The sequence below is a fragment of the Verrucomicrobium spinosum DSM 4136 = JCM 18804 genome, from assembly GCF_000172155.1.
Lineage (GTDB): Bacteria > Verrucomicrobiota > Verrucomicrobiia > Verrucomicrobiales > Verrucomicrobiaceae > Verrucomicrobium > Verrucomicrobium spinosum.
The window spans coordinates 5,838,977-5,859,227 of sequence record NZ_ABIZ01000001.1 but is presented as its reverse complement, the minus strand read 5'-3'; the positions used below and the strand labels follow the sequence as shown (position 1 = coordinate 5,859,227).

Genomic DNA, 20,251 nt, shown 5'->3' with positions numbered 1-20,251 from the left:
TGGGAAACCCCTCTGACCCCCATGGGCCAGAGGGGTTCCACGACACACAACAACAAACTGAAGTATCAACTGAATGAATGAGGGTGAAAGGCAGGATTAGAAATCGAACGTGGCCTGCACGTAGGCGAAGTCCGCATCATCCGCCGCGCCGGTGGCCTTGGCGTAGTCGCCGCAGAAGAAGTGGCTGTACCCGGCCAGGAAGCTGAGGTTCTTCGTCGCCTTCCAGGAGGCGGTGAAGTCCAGCTCCGTGCCCACGAAGTCGCTGGCGCTGCCCTTGATGGGGCGCACGGCGGTCACGCCGTTGGCGCGGTACCAGGCATCACTGGTGTCCGCCAGGAAGAAGGCGTGGTAGTCCAGTTGCAGCTTGACCGTCTTGGTCGGCTGGACGGAGAAGCTGATCGCCGGGTTGTGGATGTTCTGCCAGGCAAAGGCGTCCATGTAGCCGTAAAACTTGTGGTTCGTGGGGAACAGGTTCTGGAAGGTGTCCACATCGCCGTCGGCGGCATTGCTGTCACCGGTGGCAAAGTTGTACTCGGCAAAGAGGCGGGGCTTCCACGCGCTCTTGGTCCACACATAACCGAAGCCCCAGTGGCCGGCAAAGGCGCTCAGGTCCTTGTCCTTCACCTCACCGAACTGCGCGGCCATCTCCGTCTCGAAGTCCCAGCCACCGGTCTTGGTGACATCTGCCTTCAGGCGGGTGCCCAGCGTGACGAAGTTGGTATCGCCCGCGAGGTATTCCTCATGCAGATGCAGGGCGTAGAAGTCGGTGGTGGAGCCCAGCGGGCAGAGGGCTGCAGTACTGAAGTAGATGCCGCTGAAGACCTGGTTGCGCCCGGTTTCGTTGCCGTCAAAGAGGTCGCTGTAGTTGAAGGTGTCACTGTCGGCCACCACCACGGAGGCGGCAAAGGCCTCGATGCTCCAGTCCTTGGTGCCGTAGTGGAACTTCACCGCATCGAAGGTGCGGCTGAGGTTGTTCCAGTCGAAGGCGCCGATGAGTCGCTCATCGCCATAGCTGAGGATCTGACGGCCGATGGTGATGTTCAGGTCCTTGGGCCCGATCTTGATGTAGGCCTGGCGCAGGTCGATGGCGTCATCGCCTTCTGCTCCCATCACGCCCGGTTCATTGGGACGGTCGGAGTCGAGTTCGAGGGAACTCTGCCCCTGCACGTAGAAGCTGAGGTAGTCGGTGGGGGAGACCTTGATGCCGACCCGGGCACGCTGGAGGAGCCAGGAGTCGTCGGTCAGGGAGTTAACGCCGTCGTTGAAGTCGAAGTTGTTCTCCCGGTACTCGAAGCGGAGGCGCTCCTGGAAGTCAAAGGTGACAATCTTGGGCTCCGGCGGCGGGATGACCACGGCCTTCGGGTTCTTGGCCGCCGGTTCACCAGCGAGGCTGAGGCCGGCCGATGCGGCGGCGAGCAGCGGGATGACGAGTGCTTGTTTCATGTGGGTAGTTGTGGAGAGCACGGGTTGAGTTGAGTGGTGTCGGGTTGTTGCAGCAGTTTATTTGAGGCGGGAGTTTGAGGGGATCCCCGGGTGGTCTGGCGACGGCCGGGAAAAGGCATGGGAAGGGCGTGGGGTGAAGGAGTTCACCCTGGCGGTTATGGGAAATGAGTGGCGGCGGCCGGTGGCTGTCTATGCGGCAGAGGTCTGCAGCTTCATGCCGGCCGGACTGATGTGCGGGTGGGAGGCGAGCTCCGCCGCCATGTCGGGCGAGGGCTTGAAGTTCGGGTCCTTGCTCGGGCGCAGATGGGAGCGCTCATTCAGGAAGGTGATGAGGTGCTCACGCAGCTCGTAGTATTGCGGATCCTCCATGATCACTTTGCGCTCTCGCGGCCGGGCAAAGGGGATGCGCAGGATGTCGCCCACCTCGGCCTCGGGGCCGTCGGTCATCATGACCACACGGTCACTCAGGAAGATGGCCTCATCCACATCATGCGTCACCATCAGGGTGGTGATGCGGAACTTGCGCCACAGCTCCAGCAGCACCTGTTGGAGCTCGAACCGTGTCAGCGCGTCCAGCATGCCGAAGGGCTCATCCAGGAGCAGCATCTTCGGCTGGAGGGCAAAGGCGCGGGCGATGCCCACGCGCTGCCGCATGCCCTGGGAGAGCTCCCCGGGGTACTTGTGCATGGAGTCCGAGAGGCCCACCACGCTCAGGTAGTACTCCGCGATCTGGCGGCGCTCGGCCTTGCTCGCGGTGAAGTACACCTGGTTCACGCCCAGCATGACGTTTTCAAACGCGGTCTCCCACGGGAGCAGGCAGGGTGCCTGGAAGACCACGCCACGGTCCGGGCCGGGGTCGGTGGTTTCCCGTCCCGCCAGGATGATGCCGCCCTTGGTCACCTCGCTCAGGCCGGCCACCATGGAGAGCACGGTGGACTTGCCGCAGCCGGAGTGGCCGATGAGGGTGGCGAACTCACCCTCCTCCAGCTTGAGGTTGAAATCCTTGACGATGACGGCCTCTCCACCGCCCGGGGCCGGGTAGGCCTTCCAGAGCCGGGAGATTTCCAGCAGGGTCTTCTTGGGTGGGGTTGCGGAAAGGGTGCTCATCATGATGCGACTTCAAGTTCTTCGCGTTTTTCCTCGGACCGGCGGCGGGGGCCGCGGCGGGTCAGGTACTGGATGGAGTTCGGAGTGGAGATGTCCTCAGGGAGGATGTCGGGCAGGACCAGCTTCTTGCTCACGGTGGTGCGGCTCTTTTCCTTGGCAGCCAGCAGCAGGTTGATGAGCTGGTTGCGCAGGGCCTTGAACTGCGGGTCGTGGTTGATCGCAGAGCGGTCACGTGGACGGGCCAGCGGGATGTCGATGGCCTGGCCCAGCGTGGCCGGGGCAGTGGGCAGCAGGGGAATGACGCGGTCCGCCAGGAGGATGGCCTCGTCCGGGTCATTGGTGATCCACACCACTGTCTTGCGGGCGCTCTGCCAGATCTCGCTGATGTCGTCCTGCAGATTGGCCCGCGTCAGCGCATCCAGCGCGCTCAGGGGTTCATCCAGCAGCAGCACCCGGGAGTCCATGGCCAGGGCGCGTGCCACGGAGACGCGCTGGCGCATGCCGCCGGAGAGTTCCCGGGGGAGTTTGCCTGCGGCCTTGGTGAGCTTCACCATGGCGATGTACTTGGCGATGTGGGCCTCCTTCTGCTCCTTGCTCCAGGTGGGGAAGACGCTGTCCACCGCCAGGGCGATGTTTTCCGTGACGGTCAGCCAGGGCAGCAGGGAATAGTTCTGGAAGACCAGGCCGCGATCCGGGCCGGGACCGGTGATGGGCTTGCCATCCAGCAGCACGTCCCCGCTGTCGGGCTTCAGCAGCCCGGCCAGCATGTTGATGAAGGTGGTCTTGCCCGAGCCGGAGTAGCCCACGATGGCGACGAACTCGCCCTCCCGGACCTCCAGGCTGATATCGCGCAGCACCTCGGTACGGGCTCCTTTGGAGCCGTAGCCCTTGCTGACGTTCTTGAGTGAGAGAATGGGTTGGGACATGACCTGGTAAAAGAGGATGGGGTTCAGGAAACTCGCATCAGGCTGTCTTCAGCTTCGATTCCGCCAGGCTCATGAGGCGGTCCAGCACATAGCCCACCACGCCGATGGTGAGGATGCAGAGGATGATGTGGGCGAAGCTGTTCGCGTTGTACTGCTGCCAGAGGAAGCCGCCCACCCCGGGCCGGCCGGTCAGCATCTCCACCGCCACGATCACCAGCCAGGCAATGCCCAGGCTGAGGCGGAAGCCGGTGAACATGTAAGGCAGGGTGGCGGGCACCAGCACCTTCCAGAGCGTCTTGGTCCGGGAGAGCTTCAGCACCTTGGCCACGTTCAGGTAGTCCTGCGGCACGGCTCGCACGCCCACCGCAGTGTTCATCACCGTGGGCCACATGGCGCAGATGGCGATGGTGAAGAGGGCGGCTGCGTCGGAGGCACCAAAGGTGGTGCGCCCGCCGGAGTCCATGATCTTCACCCCGCTGAAGAGGATCATGCCCAGGGGAAGCCAGGCCAGCGGGGAGACCGGGCGCAGTACCTGGATGATGGGGTCAAACGCCGTCGTGAACTTCTTGGACAGGCCCAGGAGGAATCCCACCGGCGTCCCGATCAGCAGCGCCAGGAAATAACCTTGCGCCACCAGTTTCAGGGACAGCCAGGTGAACCGCAGGATGCCCTGGTCCAGCTCGCCGCGTTTGGCGAAGGGCTCCGTCACGTACATCTTGCTCGCCGTCCAGGTCTCCGCCGGGGTGGGGAGATCCGCGGAGATGCCGGTACGCTTCGTCACCTTCACCGTGTCGCCCCAGTCGTCGGTCTTGACGGTGGTGACGGACTTTCCGGCAATCACGTACCAGATCAGGCAGCAGCCCAGAATGGCCAGTGCCGGCAGCACAAAGGCTTCGAGTTTGATTTTCTGGAACAGGTTCGGGTTCATCTGCGGTTCAGTGGGGTGGGGTGGGGTGGGCTTAGGCTTTGAGGCTCTTGATGGCAAAGCTGGCGGCATACGCCTCCAGGTCGCCCTTGGGATCAAAGACGCTTCCGTCGAAGAAGCTCTCCGGCTTGTCGTCGGCCCCGCCGTGGGCGTAGCCGATCTCCTTCATGGCTTCTTCGTAGATGTCGCCGCGCATGACCTGCTGGGTCACGGCTGCGTAGTCCGGCGCGCCCGGGGTGAAGCCCCAGCGGCGGAGCTGGGTCAGCCACCAGAGGCCGAACTTGGCCTGCGGGTAGTTGCAGTTGCGGTCGCTGAAGATCATGTAGTTCGGGTCGCGGTAGCGGCGGCCGTCGCCCATGTCGTACTTGCCCTGGAGACGGGGCAGGAGGATCTCCGGCGGGCAGTTGATATAGGTGGCCGCGCTCACGATGTTGGCCTGCTCTTCGCGGTTCTCCATCTTGTCGAGCCACACGCTGGCCTCGTGCAGACCCTTGAGCACCGCTTTCACGGTCTTGGGATTTTTTTCCGCGAACTCCTGGGTGAAGGCGCAGACCTTTTCCGGGTGGTCCTTCCACATCGCCTGGGTGGTGATGGAGGTGAAGCCGATGTCCTCGGCGATGCTGCGGGCGTTCCAGGGCTCGCCCACGCAGAAGCCATCCATCTGGCCCACCTTCATGTTCGCCACCATCTGGGGCGGCGGGATGGTGATGAGGGACACGTCCGCGCCAGCCCCGCTCGCGTCACCGGGGTGGATGCCGCCCGCCGCCAGATAGTAGCGCATCCACATGGCGTGGGTGCCAGGCGGGAAGGTCATGGCAAAGGTCATCGGCTTGCCCGCCGCCTTGGCTTCATCCACGAAGGGCTTCAGCGCCTTGGGATCCGCACCCACCTTGCCCTTCAGCTCTTTCTTGAGCGTGATGGCCTGGCCGTTGCGGTTGATGAGCCACGGGACAATCATCGGCTTCTTGGGTGCGCCTCCCAGTCCCATGGTGGAGGCAATCGGCATGCCGATCAGCATGTGCGTGGCCTGAAGGTCCCCGTTGGAGAGCGAGTCCCGGATCGCCGCCCAGCTCGCGCCCTTGCTTACTTTGGAGTTGATGCCGTACTTCTTGAAGAGCCCTTTCTCATGAGCAATCACGATGCTGGAGCAGTCCGTGAGGGCGATGATGCCCAGGTTCACATCTTTGACTTCCGGGGAGTCATCGGCAAAGGCGGAGCCGACCCAGCCTGCGGGCAGGCCGGAGAACAAGGCGCTGGCACCCAGGGCCTTGGTGGTCTTCCGGATCATTTCGCGGCGGGTGAGGCCGGCTTCAGGGTACATCTTCATGGAGAGGTGTTGGGAGGGTGGGGATGAAGGAGGGATGAGTGTGGCTAATGAAAAATGCAGGATGCGCTTTTGCGGCTGTTTTGAACTGCACGGCATGTGCCACCGCCCGGCCAAGATTGAAAAACCGCTCGACAACTTTCTAACGCCAAGTATGAATTTCATTCATAGATGGATTCCCCACTCCTCGATTCGCGTCAGCTTCGTGCCTTCACCGTCCTCGCCCGTGAGGGCAGCTTTACCCAGGCGGGGCGGGCCCTGCATTTGACGCAATCCGCCATCAGCCACGCCATCCGCGCCCTGGAGGAGGACCTGGGCTGCATGCTCTTTCACCGGCAGGGGAAGCGTGTTTTGCTCACCCACCATGGCCGGGAACTGCTGCGTCATGCGGAGGAGATCCAGCGCCAGATGGCCCTGGCCCGCGCCAGTCTCGGCGCGCTGGACCAGAACCCCCGTGGTCAGATTCGCATCGGATCCACGCCTGCGGCTTCGCAGTTCATCCTGCCCACCGTGCTGCGGGAGTTTAAGGACTCCTTCCCCTTGTATAGCATCTCCATCGTGCCCGGGGAGACGCCGGACACCCTGCAACGTCTGGAACAAGGCGTGCTCGATCTCGCGGTGTGCCTGCGCCCGCGCGATGTCGCCCGCGTGGACTGCCGCCCGCTCTTTGAAGACGAGCTCATCTTCCTAGCCAGCCCCCTCCATCCCTGGGCCCAGCAGCATCCCAAGACCAAGGACCTCGCCGGCGAGACCTACATCATCTCCAGCCGGAACAGCTCCACGTTCGAGATGATCGGCGAGTATTTCCTGAAACTCGGCGTCCGCCCCAAGTCCTTCATCGAACTCGGCAACACCGAGGCCATCAAGGAACTCGTCAAACTCGGCCTAGGCGTCGCCATGGTCGCCGCCTGGACCGCGCCCGCGGAGATCAAGTCCGGTGAATTGGTCTCGCTGCCGCTGGTGCGGTCAAGGATCAAGCGTCAGTGGGTCGTGGCCCATATGAAGCAGAAGCCCGTGTCGCTCGCGGAGCAGACGTTTATGACGTTGTGCGAGCAGGTCGGGGAGCAGTTGGCGCGGTGATGGGGCCGCTTTCATCTAAGCGATCTAATCGACTGGAGTGCCTCCCATTTTCAGGATTCGATTGTTACACTGCGGACCTCTTCAGCCACGCACGTCCCTTGTCGGAGATTTCCCAGACTCCCGTGGGGCTGTCTGACTTCATTCGACCGTCGTCCACCATCTTCTGCCGTGCCCAGCGGGTGGTGTTTTCACAACGGGGCTCTCGCGCTCGGCTGGTGGTCTTCTCGTAGTCCTTGGGCTTGAAGTTGCCTTTCATGGCCTGTCCCACCTTCGTAATGACATCCTTGGTCTTGCCGCTGCCGCCCATCTCAATAAGCACACGGAGAACCGGTCCGCAATAATCGTCCTGGGAAGTAATGTCGCCCTTCTTACTTTGGCCAAAGAAGCGCTTGCTAACAATTTCCTGAACGGCGGGCGTGGCCTTATCACGCAGGTCTTCAAGCTCGGCCCATTCGTTCTCCAATCCCGCGACTTTTTTCTGGAATGCCAGCAGTCGTCTGGCAAAATCGATCACTGTTGTGGCGGTGTCGTAGTCACCTCCCTCCATTGCCTTGGACCCCTCTTTGCGAATGCGAGCCTCTTCTTCTCCAAGAGCGTCCTGGAGAAGCTGGAGAGCTGCGGGTACGTCGTCTGGAGCGGGGGGAGTTTCGATCTTCATGGTCCCGAATTGGCAGAGGTTACGCTGAGCTGTTGGGTTTCTGGTACCGGGTGAGAGACGCTAGCCCGAGCAGGGTTTCGATCTGGCCGGCGGCACGCATGACTTGGTATAGATCTAGGCTGTCCACGGGGGTATTCGATTCGACGAAATGGGTCAAGTAGGCTTGCGGCTTCGATTCTACCCCATTCCGTCCGCAGACGAGGTAGGCGACGGATTCGGCCTCAAGTTCTTCTTTTGCATGGTCTGGGCGCGGACGCTCGGGAATGTTGAGTTTCCTATCCGAACCAAGATGACCAAGGAACAGGTGAGCCAGTTCGTGCGCGATGGTGATGAACTGCACCGGAGCCGTATGGTTCCGGTTTGCTTGCATCGAGTAGAGACCTCCCTCCTTTGTTGTTGGAGGTTTCTCCATACGGATTGATCCGGCTTTTCCGTCGCCACCATCAAATTGGGTGCAGGAGATGTTTCTGCGGTTCATCTTCTCGATGAAACCGGATAATTGCTTCGTTGTGATTGCGCCGCGTGCAAAAAAGTGTCCACATCCTGTGGTAGGTCTCTGCCCTCCGTGTCTTGTACATCATAAACGAGCGCAACTGGGCCGAACGGCCAGAGAATCAGAAGTGGGCGCGCGTTCTCTTTTGGCCTACGCCCAAAGCGTTCTTTCCAGTCGTAAGCAGAGGCAGCATAGCGGAGGCCGGGCTTCTGGACATGCAGCAACATCGCGTTGAAGTGCGCGAAGTTTCGCAGTCGTTTGGTGAACTCCAGCAGTTTGAAGTAGTCAGTGCTCGTCTTATAGAGTTTTGAATCTTCGAGGAGCTGATCTAGCAGAGAGCGAGCGACATCTTCATCGACCATGGTAATACTGGCGTCCTGCGTCTTCATGATGCTAGGCGAATCTCCAATTGCGCGATGAGGTTGAGCGCGTCTTGCACCTCCTTTTTGTAGAGTGGTGGAGATCCGGAGTGGGCCGCGGGATTCAAGACCCTCTCGGTGCAAGCGAGGATGTCGTCGATTAGTTTCACCGTTTTCAGTCGCTCAACGTGTTCTGTAGAGATGAGGCTGCGTAAGCGGTTACGATTGGTCTTCAGCCTCCCTTTCGTTTGAGGGTCTAATGCCGTGTTTCCATCAAGATCAGAATCATCTGAAGCGATAAGGAGATTGCGATGGGCGTTTGGAGTATTGCGTACAACCTTTTCGTAGAGTTCCACCGGCAGCTCTGCTTGGATCTTGTTACGTGCAGCTCGGAGTGCCTCCGTCAGACCAACGAAGTCTTTTGTGGGGAGCACTTCATTGTGATCGATGAAACGCTTGGCAGTATCCTCGGCAACCTTGCGGAGGCAGAGCGCGGCTTCGTCCAGATTGTAGCCGTTGAGATACTCCTCCGCTTTCTGAAGGTCGGTTTTGACCGTGCGACCGCTGATCGCAGTGGCAGGCGTGCCCTCCAGGCTCACACAACTCCAATCCGGGTGATCGGGACCGAGTTTGCGCCGGAACTCGCGGAAGAAGCCGAGTTCGTGAGTGAGGATGATCTTTTGGTAGTTCTCGAAGGTATCGGAGAGGAGGATTTCGACGACCTTCATCCGGTTGCTCATATCGAGGCTGACGAGGAGGTCGTCGAGGACGAGGAGCTTGAGGTCGGACTCGTGAAGATTGACCAGCGAAGCGGCGAAACGGACGGACAGCGCGAGCTGCGTCATCTTGGCTTCATTCAGAAAACTCTGCGGACGATCAATGGTCCTGCCGTCGATTTTGACGCCAAACCCGATTGCAGGAGGCGTAAACCGAAACTCCGCCTGATTGTCGCCCGAGGACGAGGGTGGCGTCGTGAGGCCGAGCTTTAAAGTGATCTTCCTCGGTTGGTCGTCCTTGGCGAAATGCGTGTCGTAGAAGGACTGAGCCTCAGAGCTTATGGCATCAATGATTCCGGGAAGGATGGCCGCGAACCTCTTAGTGGCTGAGTGGAAGTCGGCATAGGCATACGTCCCAGCGCGGCCTTTGTTTGCATAAGGATTAGGTTGGCCTGACCGAATCGCGTTCCACATCTGAACCGGCGTTTGCCTACCTCCGGCGGTCGTGACACAGAAAGGGAGAATCTCTTTCTCAAATAACGGCCAGACGTTGAACGTCTGCGAGTTTCGGAAATCGGAGAAACCGAAGAAGAAGCGGTAGGTGATGAAGTCGCTGGCGAGGTCGCCTTTGAGGATCGCGGGTTGTTGGCGGGTGCCGTGGACGGTCTGGCTGATGCGATACGTCGTGTCGTTCTTCGTCGCGATGTCGCGCAGGGTCAGGGCGATTTCACCTGGCTTGGTGGCCGGGTCTTTCTCGTGAATGTTGAGCAGGTTTTGCGGGTCGGCGGGATCGAAGTATTTGGCGACGCCGGGAGTAGGCTTGTTGGCACTCTGAAGGAAGGTATAGAGCGCCCAGTAGAGGGAGGATTTGCCGGAGCCGTTGCTGCCGTAAACGAGCAGGTGACGGCCTTCGAGCTCGAGAGTGAACGGCTCGCGGAAGGCTTTAAAGTTGCGGATTTCGAGGCGGTGGAGGCGGGACTTCATACCGCGCCCTCCTCTTTGATGACGGCGAGGAGGTCGGGGCTGTCGGCGGAGATGCGGAGGAGGCGGTTGCGGATTTTCGACGTGGGGGCGTTCAGCGTGCGGTGGAGTTGGGCGATGAACTCGCGCTGTTGCGATTCGGAGGTGCTAGGGTCGTAGGCGGAGAGATGGGGAGCCAGGTCGTCGAGAAACAGCAGGTCGCGCTCGGCCATGTGCTCGCGGAAGTAGCACTCCATTACGCAGGCATCGATCAGGTCTTCGAGAAACTGTGCGGCGATCGACTCGTCGGTGCGTTTGGCGAACTGAATCAACGGAACGAGCTTTTCGAACAACGCAGATTGCTGGTCTGTAGGTTTTTTCACCGGGATTTTCTCCATGAAGATGGCGAATAGCCGGTAGGCGTTTCCCGAGTATTCAGGGAAGTTGTCTCGAAAGCAGCACCGGAAGACCGATGAGTTTAGCATCGCGGTGACGTAGGGGAGCTGCGATGCGTCCCCATTCATCATCCAAAGCGTGTTGTTGAAGAAGAAGTGTTCGCGGTCATCGAAGTAGAACGGGAGGCTCTGCGCGATATCCTGATAAATGATCTTCGGCTGCGAGAACTCACGCAGGTAGGCACAATTTCGAAGGTTCGACCAATGGTTGCCCTTGTCTTGGCGCGTCTTTAGCTCTGTCTCCCATTGGATCAGGTGCTTCCAGATTGCGGGAAAATCCCTGCGGACATCAACCGGCGGAACTCCAGCACTTCGGAGTCCATTGTGTGTGTTGATCATCCATGTCCCGTCCCAGTTAGACTGAAATCGGGCCAGATCGCGCCCCCGCAGCAGGGGCACGATCAAGTCCGCGCACTTTGGATCTTCAGCCACCATCGCGTCGCGCTGATCCTGCGTGATGTAAAAGGCATCGTTGAAGCCGGTCTTGATGCCGTAATTGATTTGAATGGCCCACTTCTCCAACGGCACGCCCTGGGCTTCGACCAGTTCCTTGATGCGCTGGCGTTCCTTGGAGATGACGACCCATGGCGAATCGTTCAGGTGATCTTGCTGAACGCGGTTTTGTTCAAAATAGCTCGCTGGGTCGGCCATGGCTGCACGGTCATCGACAGCGTAGCATGAGAGCGTTTTTCGCGCGTAGGGTTGATTCTCAAGCTGCACAATGCAGGTATAGGTAGTGGCTGCCCCGAAGTTTTGCGCCATGCCGAAGTCGAGCACCGAGACAGTGTCCACTTTAGATGAGAGGAAACCACGCAACTGATCGCCATAACCTGCTCGCATCCATTTGTTAGATGTGATGTAGGCAAGGTGCCCGCCCGGTTTGAGGAGTTGCGCGCCGCGTTCGTAAAAGAGGCAATAAATGTCAGCAGTGGCGGCGTAGGTCTTGAATCCTTGAGATTGCCAGATGGCTTTCTGTGCGGCGGGAAACTTCTGAATCTGGATATAAGGCGGATTGCCAAAGACGATGTCGAAGCCTTTTCCCAATGAGCGCCCGAACATCCAGTGAGTATCGAAGAAGTCTGCTGCGATCTGAGGATTAAATCGGTTCCACTTTGCAATGTGCCGGGCTTTGACTGCAACGTCTGAACCCGGCTTGGCGCCAAGACTGGTCGCAATCGCTTCAGCGAGCTCTGACTGCAGGCGATTGATGTCATCCTGTAGCTTGAGCTTCTGTTTACGATTTTGAGCACCGAAGTGGGAATGCACGGCGGATTCGATCTTGGCTTCAATAGGATCAATCAGAGTTCGCACAAAGAGGTCAGGCGCGGGAATCGGAAGCCCTATGAGCGTGTCGGCGGCGACGAACTTGGTTTCGAGGTTGGGCAGCGGGCGGATGCCGTGGTTTTCCTTTTTGCTGCGGTTGGTGCGCTGGTCGCAGACGAGGGAGATGAAGAAACGGAGCTTCGAGATTTGGATGGCGATGGGCTGGATGTCCACGCCGTAGAGGCAGTTCTCGATGAGATAGAGCTTGCGGCCGTAGTCGTCCTCATTGTCGGCGAAGTCGCGTTCGATGGCGGTGATGGCGGCGTCGCGGGCGGAGGGATCGGGAATCTTCGCGGCGGTGTCGATCTGGAGTTGCTTCCAGCGGGCGTTGTCGGGGTCGAGCTTGTGGATGATGTAAACGAGTTTTTGCAGCATCCCCATCGGGAAGGCACCGGAGCCGCAGGCGGGGTCGAGAATCTTGCAGGTGTGGATGGCGTCGAGCAGGGCGGCAACTTCGTGCTCGCGGAATGGATGCTCGCGCTCGGTGTATGCGAAGAGGATGTCGAGGCCGGCCTGCGCGTCCGTCTCCCTCATGCCGTTTTGCGTTAGAGCGCCGGTGAGGTGGGCCTTGAGCGATTCGTCCACCATGTATTCAACGATGGGACGCGGGGTGTAGAAGGAGCCGGTCTGCTTGCGGGCGGTGGTTTTGGTTTCTTCGTTGTAGGAGGCGAGGAGGTTCTCGAAGACCTTGCCGAGCAGCTCGGGATCGAGGGCGATTTCCTGATCAATGGGCGTGTTCTCGACGATGGTGAACTTGTAACGGTTCAGGATGGAGATGAGTCCGGTGACCTTCTCGGCCTTGCGTTTCTTGTCGCCATAGACTTCGGCGAGGTCGGCAGTCTCGCCGCTGTCGAAGAAGAGGCGGTCGGGGACATGGGGGCGCATCTTGGGATTGCGCGAGAAGCCATCGAGGTAGCGTTTTTTGCCGGTGCCCTCTTCGGATTGATCGAGACACTCGAAAAGCCCGCCATTGAGGAAGGGGATGTCGGCGAAAAGGGCGAGGGCTTCGTCCTGCGGGACGGCGAAGTGCTTTTCGTAGCGGTAGAGGTTGTTGACATCGTAGGTGGTCTTGTTCTTCAGGAAGCCCTCGTCGGTGGCGAAGACGCGGTATGGGTTGCCCTTGGAATCCTTGCCCATGCGCTGATTGAGCGTGGCGAAGAAGAGGTTCTGCAGGATGGCCTGGTAATAGACGGAGCTGGTCTCGCTCTCGGGGTCGAAGCCTTTGAGGAGCTTGGCGAGGTCGGTGGGATGGAAGAGTTTTTCCGGGATGAGGCCCTTTTCCTTGAGGAACCAGCAGAAAATGAGGCGGGTGAGCAGCCGGATGAGGCCAGTGGCGCGGCGTTTCTCGTCGTCCTTCTCGATGTCGGCGGGGAACTCTACCTGCGGGAGCGCCCAGAAATACCAGTTGGCCAGTTCTCGGTAGAACCGTTTGTTTAGCAGTTCGACGTTGAAGATTTCCTCCCACGCGGCGTGGAGGGTGTCGAAGTCCTGGATGGGGAGTTTCTTCGGGTGGACGAGATTCTGGAGTGCGAAGGAGGCAAGGATGTCGAGATGGCCGCGGTGGGGGCTAGACAGGGAGATGTTGCGGATGAGGGTGACCTTTTCGAGGACGTCCTTGCTGGCTTGGAGTTTGTTTTGCCGCCGGTTGATGACGGCGATGGAGAGGATGGGGCTGCCGGTTGCGTCGCCATGGCGGATCAGCACCATGACGGGCATGGGGAAAACGCGGTTGATCTGACGGGCGATGCCGGTGAGCTTGCCACGGGCGTAGTTTTTGCCCGTCAGCTCGATGGAGAAGAAGAGGTAGGACTGGAGTAGGCCGGGCTTGAGATCGGTTTCCTTGAACAGGCTGGAAGTGGCCGCAAGGTCTTCGCTGGTGAGCTGGAAAAGAATGTCGGCGGATTTCCACTCAGCGAAGAGAGCCTTGGCTTGATCGAACTTCGCATCGCTTTTCTGCGTTTCGACGAGTTCGAGAAAGGCTAGCGGTGAAGAATCTGCCAATTCGTGGGTGCGATCACTTTCGTATCCGAGGACACTTAGAAGGTGTATTGCGGAATCACGGAGCAGTCCAAATTCAAGCCCCTGAAGAGCGTTCGCGAGTAGCGGCCGGATATCAGTGACAATAGGCATGGAAAATCATTTCAAAGGATTCGAGATAACGAGCCAGGTGATGAGCTCCATGTCATCGGTGGATGATGGCGTCTCGCTGGCTTTGGGCAGTAGGCCGTCGCGTCCCGAAAAGAGGGAGGCGGTCGCACGCTTGGTGAAGGTGCGCTTGATGGAGGCGACAGCCGATTCGAGAAGTTTGGAGGCTTGGCTCATGTCCTCGCCATTTTTGGTCCGAGTATCGAATGCGTCGCAGAGGTCGGTGAATGCACTCGGATAACCGGCTGCCAATACGCGGAAGAGCTCCAAACACTGCTTCGGCTGCATGAAGGTAAGGCGTACATTGCCATCGTCCAACACATAGACCAGATAGTGAGGAGCCAGTGGGTTCACTTCGGTAGAGCGCTTGTCATCTCGCTGGCGCAGGCAGAAAAGGATACCTGGCTGGGAAGCGGGTAATTGCGGATCCGGAGGAACGACGGCGTAGAGACCGAGTTCCGCAGATTCAAGCTGCTCGCGATTGTTTTCCAGGAACTTGAGCAGAGCCAGTCGAAAGTCCGTGAGCGAAAAGTCCGCGAGCGAGATCATCTCGTCTTCCAGTTCCTCAAGATCGAGGATTTCGTTCTGAAGGCGTTTGAGCTGCTGGTTGCGGTAATGCAGGTCCGTTTTTATCAAATCTTCGATCTGGTCTGAGGCGAGCAGATTGTCCTCACCAGAGGCAGTGAGATCGACAAGCGCCATCCGGTCCTCGACGCGGTTCTTCACATTGAGGTAGGCGTCAAGATCCTTGGTAGGCCAGAAATTGACCAGCGAGACTGTCTTGTTCTTCGATCCGATCCGGTCGATGCGGCCAAAGCGCTGGATGATGCGGACCGGATTCCAGTGGATGTCGTAGTTGATCAGAAGATCGGCATCCTGGAGGTTTTGGCCTTCCGAGATGCAGTCGGTGGCAATGAGCAGGTCGATTTCCTCGTCTTGAGGAAGCTGACGCTGCTTGTCACGTTTCTTCGAAATCGGCGAGAAGTTGGTCAGTATTTGCTCGAAATCATTGCCGCCGAGCGAGGTCTTGTACTTCCCCCCACCGCAGATGAGCGCGCTGTGAACGCCGAGCGTATCACGGCAATAAGGGGCGAGGTGTTCGTACAGGTAGCGGGCCGTATCGGCAAAGGCCGTGAAAATGATGACCTTTCGCACCGGCTTACCGTCCTTGTTTTTGCCCGGTCTCTTCACTTTTTCAGTGATGATCTCTCTCACGCGCGTGAGCTTGGCATCGCGCGCGACAGTCACGGGGTTGGCGTGATCCAGCAAGTTCTGCAGTTGGTCCCTATCCAGACGAACGGCGAGCAACCAATCTGGGAGGTTGAGGTGGCTGAGGTTGATCTTGTGTTTGCCGCCGATCTCAAGATCTTCGGGGTCGAGGTCCAGATCGTCGAAGTCATCTTCGGAGAGATTGGCAAAGTCGAGCTGGGGATTGGCGCTCCGAGCTTCCTGGAAAGCCTGGAGCTTCATTTCAAGACGGTCGATTTTCTCAATCGTGCGCGCGAGAGTAAGGCGGAAGGAGTCGATCGAACTTTCCAGCCGTTTGAGGAAGTTGATCTTCATCATGGCGATGAGGATCCGCTCGCGGCCTGCCTGGTTGAAGTTGCCGATTTTTTGCTCGTAATGGGTGCGAACTTCCGGGGGGAGATCCTTTTTCAGCTTGGTGCTGGGATGGTAGAGGCTCAACGTCAAATCTCCGATCCTTCTGTCGAGTTCCTCGAAAGAGAGAAACTCCTGATTTAGGTCGATGTGAGGATATTCTGCGAGGGGGGGATTACGCTTCGGAAAGCCGCCAAGCCTCTCCATTTCCTGAGAGTAGTAGCGTTTGATCTGCGCTCGCGAGCGCGCGATCGTGAGACCGTCGAGGAGATGGAAGAAGTCACTGCCCAGCTCGTGAATGAGGTCGCGAGCTTTTCGTTGCTCAGCTGGCTTTTTGGTCCAGAGGGTGAACTTGGCCTGGGCTTTGCGGGTCGTTTCTTTGACGCTCGGAATGCCGAGTTTCTCTCTGAAGGCACCATCGTGAGTCGGGTCTGCTGAGCGAGCTACGTCGCCACCCGCAATGAAGGAAATCTGATTTCGTAGGTCTGAGATACCGTTGTTGACCGGGGTGGCGGAAAGCAGGAGTACCTTGGTCTTCTGCCCGGACTGAATCACGTCCTCCAGGAGCCTCTCATATCGGGTGCGCCGCGACGTTCCGTCGTCATTTGGTTTCCCAACAGTGTTGTTGCGGAAGTTGTGCGACTCGTCAATTACCACGAGCCCGTAGTTGTCCCAGTGGAAATTAGCGAGATCGTGATCGCCCGTCACTCCTGAGGTGCGGGACAAATCTGTATGGGAAAGCACGTCGAAGGCAAAGCGGTCGTCGAGCAGCGGATTCAGGCGGCTGTTGGAACGAAACACGGTCCAGTTTTGCCTGAGTTTCTTCGGACAGAGAACGAGGACCTTTTCATTCCTTAGCTCGAAGTATTTGATCACCGCCAGGGCCTCGAAAGTTTTTCCTAGCCCGACGCTGTCTGCCAAAATGCAGCCGTTGTAGTCGCGGATTTTGTTGATTGCACCCTTAACCCCGTCCTTTTGGAACGAGTAAAGCATCTTCCAGACGTTTGCCTCAAGGAGACTGCTGGTTCTGAGGTTGTCATCTGTTTCCTTCGCACCCTCGAGCTCTCCCCTGAAGAGATGGTAGAGTGTGAGGAAGTAAATGAACTGGGGCGAGTTGGGAGCGGAGAGCCGATTGAGGTAGGTCAAAACTTCCTGCTTAACGTCCTTGGTTAGCCGCTCGTCGGTCCAAACCTCATCGAACCAAGCTTTGAGGTCTCTCCGATCTGGGTCAGAGTCGACAATCAGGTTTAGCTCAATGTTACTGTTCGGGCCCAGCCCAAGGCCTGGAACCGTGAAGTTGGAGCTGCCAAGAATTGCGCTGGAGGCGTTACCGTTTTGGATGTGGTACGCCTTCCCGTGAAGGAAGTTCGATTGGCGGATCGAGCGAATCTGGACCATGCGATCAATCCATGCGGCACAAGCTCTTGCCGCTGCCCCCTGCACCAGTGTTTTGGCTATGGTCAGGCCGTTTTCAGTCAGCTTGAAATTTGCTGCCTGCTTGCCTCCTTTGTCGATGCCAGAAACGAATGTCGGCTCGCCGAAGAGAAATCGCAGACTGTCGGCATTCTCAAGCTGTTCAGCGAGAGCTTGATAGGCATGAACAGTAAAGTAGGCGGAAACGAATGAAAGGATGCTGTCGGGCTGTATTTTTTGCTTTAGGAAGTCACCAACGGTCCCTCTGGTGGGGCGATTGTCGCGCAGTGAGGCAGGGGCTGGAGCGGGCGATTCGGTCATTTCCAGAAGTATTGCAGATGAAGTGCAAGCAAACGGTGGAACTATGGCGACACGTAACGCAGGGCAAGCACTTCTGAGCGATGAACGGCAATTTGCTCACCTTGAGGTGACAAAGTTTGCGTAGGCCGTTGGAAATGTCCAGACTTCAAATTGGAGGCGCGTCGTGTAAATCCGTTGCGGTTCTTAGAGTCTTCTCCTTGTGGCACCTGCGACTACCAAGCCCCGGGCCTCCCTTCGAGGGGGGCTCCAAGCAATGGTTTACGGCGACTGTGGATGCTAAAGCGAGTTGCCGACGGGAAAATGTGCGCGTGTCCGAAAGCTTTCCAATGGAGTGCTTTCTTCATTGTGTTCAATACGCAATTAGCGGATCGCGCTCCCGGTCCCGTAGCGTCCCGGAGGTCACACCCAATTGGGACTGGGCCTTCAGATCCCGCCAGAGGGTTTCGCCGTCGCGGCGGTGGGACATGAGGTCCTGGTAGAGGGCGAGGGTCTGGGCGGCTTCGGGGCCGGATTCCTCGAGGAACTCGACGCGGAAGGTGCGGAGGCCGGCTCCGTAGAGCATCTCATAAAAGCGGGCCCCGGTCTGGGGCACGGCGTTGAAGAGGGTGTTGCGGCAGCCGACGTCGGCCTTGAGGGGGTGCTCCATGCCGGTGCGGTCGCGCAGCTTGACCTTGTGGCGCTCGCAGGGGCGGCCGCAGTCCAGGAAGGTGCTGCCGGTGGACATGAAGGAGGCAAAGACGCAGTGCTCCATGTGAAACATGGGCATGTGCTGGTGGAGCGTGAGCTCGAACCAGGTGGGCGGGCAGCCGTAGAGGAGGTCCAGTACCTGCTCGATGTTCAGGTCGTAACTGACGGTGAGCTGCTCCAGGCCGGTGGTCTTCAAGAACTCGGCCGTGAGGGGATTGGCCACGTTGAGCGAGAAATCGCCCGTGGTGCGCAGGCCGGTGCCGGCAAAGAACCCGATGGCCCCGAGGTTCCGGATCAAGACGCCGTCGGGATGGGCCCGGGCGATGAGCTTGAAGAACCCTTCCTCCCGCGGCTTCTGAATGCGCGGGGTGGCGAGGAAGATCTCGGTCCCGCTTTCGGTCTGGGGCTTGGCCTCTGTCCCCGATGCTGAAGCGGCAACCGCAGCGCGGGCGCTGTTATGGGCGCGAATGTGCTGGACCGCCTCCGAATAGAGGCGCACGTCCTCAAAGTCCACATAGAGCCGGGCCACGCCTGCGGCGAGGGCGGCATCGATCTGCTCCATGCTGCGGCACAGGACATAGAGACGGGCCTCGACCGTGGGGGCGAGATCCAGGCGAGCCTCCTCCAGCGGGGCGAGCATGGCGCGGGTGGAGGGCTTGAGCCCTTCGGGCGAGGGGGCCTCAAACACCGGGGCGGAGGGCAGGAGATCCAACGCGGCCACGAGGGCGCGGCGCAGGCGGTTGAGCTCGCTCACGGGCACGATGACCGCGCCCTCAAGCTGGGAATCCAGCCCGGCGAGTTCATACGGCGTGCCGCCGAGCCGACCGAACTGCTCCGCCAAGGTCTCGCGAGAAAGGGGCTTCTTCTGGGCCACTTCCAGCGGCATGGCGGAGCTGGCTTGGGCGAGCACGGACCCTTCCGGACGGGCGTTGACGCCTCCGATCAAGTCCCGAGCTTCCACCACGAGGGGCTGTCCGGCCTGACCGGTGACCGTGAAGTGCAGCGCGCGACGTTTGCGAATGGGCAGGTCGCCCTTGAACGTGGCCTGAAGCTCCCGCTCCAGGGCGGGATCGGCGGTCTTGTAAACGCGGGTGCCGGGCTGGATGGAGGTGAAGTCGATCTTGCCGCGCTGGAAGGCGATGCGGCTGCCTTCGACCTGGAAGAGATAACCGCCCTGCTCGCGGTCGGTATCGGACGGGTTCTCAAACACCACGCCGTCGCCGGGCTTCAGGGGGATCTGGAAGGGCGTGAGTTCGATGGTGTCACGATCGACGGTGCGGACCTCGCCCACGAGCGGGCCGCGCTTCTTGGCAAAGCGGGCACCCACGAGCTGCTGGTGGTTCACCCCGTGCATCCAGCCGCTGAAGAGTCCGCGGCTGAAGGTCATCTCGAGGGAATAACGGTCCTCCTCGTCCATGAGCTGCGGGGGCAGGGGCTGGTCGTTTTCCAGCGCCTCCAGGGCGGTGTCGATGGCCTTGCGATAGACCCGCGTGACGGCGGCGACGTACTCGGGCGACTTGAGGCGGCCCTCGATCTTGAAGCTGTGGATGCCGGCGGCGATCAGGCTGGGGATCTCCTCCACGGCGGCGAGGTCCTGCGGGGAGAGGAGATAACGCTTGTCGCCCAGGTCGCGCAGCTCGCCATCGACGACCAGTTCATACGGCATGCGGCAGGCCTGGGCGCACTCGCCCCGGTTCGCGCTGCGGCGGCCGAGGGACTCGCTGGTGAGGCACTGACCGGAGTAGGCGACACAAAGAGCCCCGTGCACGAAGACTTCAAGGGGGAGCTCGGCGTCCTTCTTAAACGCCTCTAGGTCGCGCAGGGAGAGCTCCCGCGAAAGCACGGCGAGATCCAGCCCGAGGTTCCGCGCGAAGCGGAGCCCTTCGGGCGAGGTGATGGTCATCTGAGTGGAAGCGTGCAGATGGAGCTTGGGCGCAAGCGCCTTCACCATGCGGGCCAGGCCGAGGTCCTGAACGATGACCGCGTCCACGCCAGCGGACTCGAGCAGGCGGAGTTGTTTCTCAGCATCCTCCAGCTCCCCGGTGAAGATGAGCGTGTTGAACGCGCAATAGCCCCGCACCCCGTGCTTGTGCAGGAACGCCATGAGCTCCGGCAGGTCTTCCTCCGTGAAATTGTCTGCGCGCAGCCGGGCGTTGAACCGGGGCAGGCCAAAGAAAATGGCGTCCGCGCCATTGGCGACGGCCGCACGGGCGCAGTCCCAGTTGCCAGCAGGGGAGAGAAGCTCGGGCGGAGAGGGGCGGGGGCGCGGAGCGGGGGATGGAGGCAGGGAGGACAAGCCGGGAAGATACGGGGAGAG

13 protein-coding genes are annotated in these 20,251 nt (G+C 59.7%); 1 reads left to right on the top strand and 12 read right to left on the bottom strand.

Translation table 11 applies throughout. The features are described from left to right. Window positions 1–96: 96 nt before the first annotated feature. The 5 genes from VSP_RS23710 to VSP_RS23690 form a co-directional block, all read right to left on the bottom strand. Entirely contained in the window at window positions 97–1,443 is a 1,347-nt protein-coding gene (locus tag VSP_RS23710) for an alginate export family protein (RefSeq protein ID WP_009963826.1), read from the bottom strand. Between the two features lie 189 nt (window positions 1,444–1,632). Further along, window positions 1,633–2,550 (bottom strand): ABC transporter ATP-binding protein, encoded by a 918-nt coding sequence (locus VSP_RS23705; RefSeq protein WP_009963823.1) that lies wholly within the window; start codon window positions 2,548–2,550, stop codon window positions 1,633–1,635. Continuing rightward, window positions 2,550–3,476, bottom strand: coding sequence for an ABC transporter ATP-binding protein (locus VSP_RS37130; protein WP_009963821.1), 927 nt, complete (start codon window positions 3,474–3,476; stop codon window positions 2,550–2,552). Before VSP_RS37130 ends, VSP_RS23705 begins: the two co-directional genes overlap by 1 nt. A gap of 37 nt (window positions 3,477–3,513) precedes the next feature. After that, window positions 3,514–4,404: a nitrate ABC transporter permease gene (ntrB, locus tag VSP_RS23695; RefSeq protein ID WP_009963820.1), complete on the bottom strand. Its 891-nt coding sequence runs from the start codon at window positions 4,402–4,404 to the stop codon at window positions 3,514–3,516. 31 nt (window positions 4,405–4,435) lie between these two features. Next, window positions 4,436–5,728 carry a CmpA/NrtA family ABC transporter substrate-binding protein gene (locus VSP_RS23690; RefSeq protein ID WP_009963819.1) on the bottom strand — a complete coding sequence of 431 codons (1,293 nt, stop codon included), beginning with the start codon at window positions 5,726–5,728 and terminating at the stop codon, window positions 4,436–4,438. Window positions 5,729–5,896: 168 nt separating this feature from the next. On the opposite strand from VSP_RS23690, the gene VSP_RS37125 reads away from it, so the two are divergent. Next, complete coding sequence (locus VSP_RS37125; RefSeq protein WP_009963818.1) at window positions 5,897–6,805, top strand: LysR family transcriptional regulator; 909 nt, start codon at window positions 5,897–5,899, stop codon at window positions 6,803–6,805. A gap of 64 nt (window positions 6,806–6,869) precedes the next feature. Here the strand turns inward: VSP_RS37125 and VSP_RS23680 are convergent, their stop codons facing one another. The 7 genes from VSP_RS23680 to VSP_RS23650 form a co-directional block, all read right to left on the bottom strand. Beyond that, window positions 6,870–7,463 carry a winged helix-turn-helix domain-containing protein gene (locus VSP_RS23680; RefSeq protein ID WP_009963817.1) on the bottom strand — a complete coding sequence of 198 codons (594 nt, stop codon included), beginning with the start codon at window positions 7,461–7,463 and terminating at the stop codon, window positions 6,870–6,872. Between the two features lie 19 nt (window positions 7,464–7,482). Then, window positions 7,483–7,941: an ImmA/IrrE family metallo-endopeptidase gene (locus VSP_RS23675; RefSeq protein WP_009963815.1), complete on the bottom strand. Its 459-nt coding sequence runs from the start codon at window positions 7,939–7,941 to the stop codon at window positions 7,483–7,485. After that, complete coding sequence (locus tag VSP_RS23670) at window positions 7,938–8,345, bottom strand: hypothetical protein (protein ID WP_009963814.1); 408 nt, start codon at window positions 8,343–8,345, stop codon at window positions 7,938–7,940. Before VSP_RS23670 ends, VSP_RS23675 begins: the two co-directional genes overlap by 4 nt. Continuing rightward, window positions 8,342–10,015, bottom strand: coding sequence for an AAA family ATPase (locus tag VSP_RS23665; RefSeq protein ID WP_009963813.1), 1,674 nt, complete (start codon window positions 10,013–10,015; stop codon window positions 8,342–8,344). The genes VSP_RS23670 and VSP_RS23665 overlap by 4 nt, the downstream gene beginning before the upstream one ends. Then, complete coding sequence (locus VSP_RS37120; RefSeq protein ID WP_081452685.1) at window positions 10,012–13,899, bottom strand: Eco57I restriction-modification methylase domain-containing protein; 3,888 nt, start codon at window positions 13,897–13,899, stop codon at window positions 10,012–10,014. Before VSP_RS37120 ends, VSP_RS23665 begins: the two co-directional genes overlap by 4 nt. 6 nt (window positions 13,900–13,905) lie before the next feature. Continuing rightward, entirely contained in the window at window positions 13,906–17,247 is a 3,342-nt protein-coding gene (locus tag VSP_RS23655) for a helicase-related protein (protein WP_009963811.1), read from the bottom strand. A gap of 349 nt (window positions 17,248–17,596) precedes the next feature. Then, entirely contained in the window at window positions 17,597–20,230 is a 2,634-nt protein-coding gene (locus VSP_RS23650; RefSeq protein ID WP_009963810.1) for a U32 family peptidase, read from the bottom strand. Window positions 20,231–20,251: the final 21 nt, after the last annotated feature.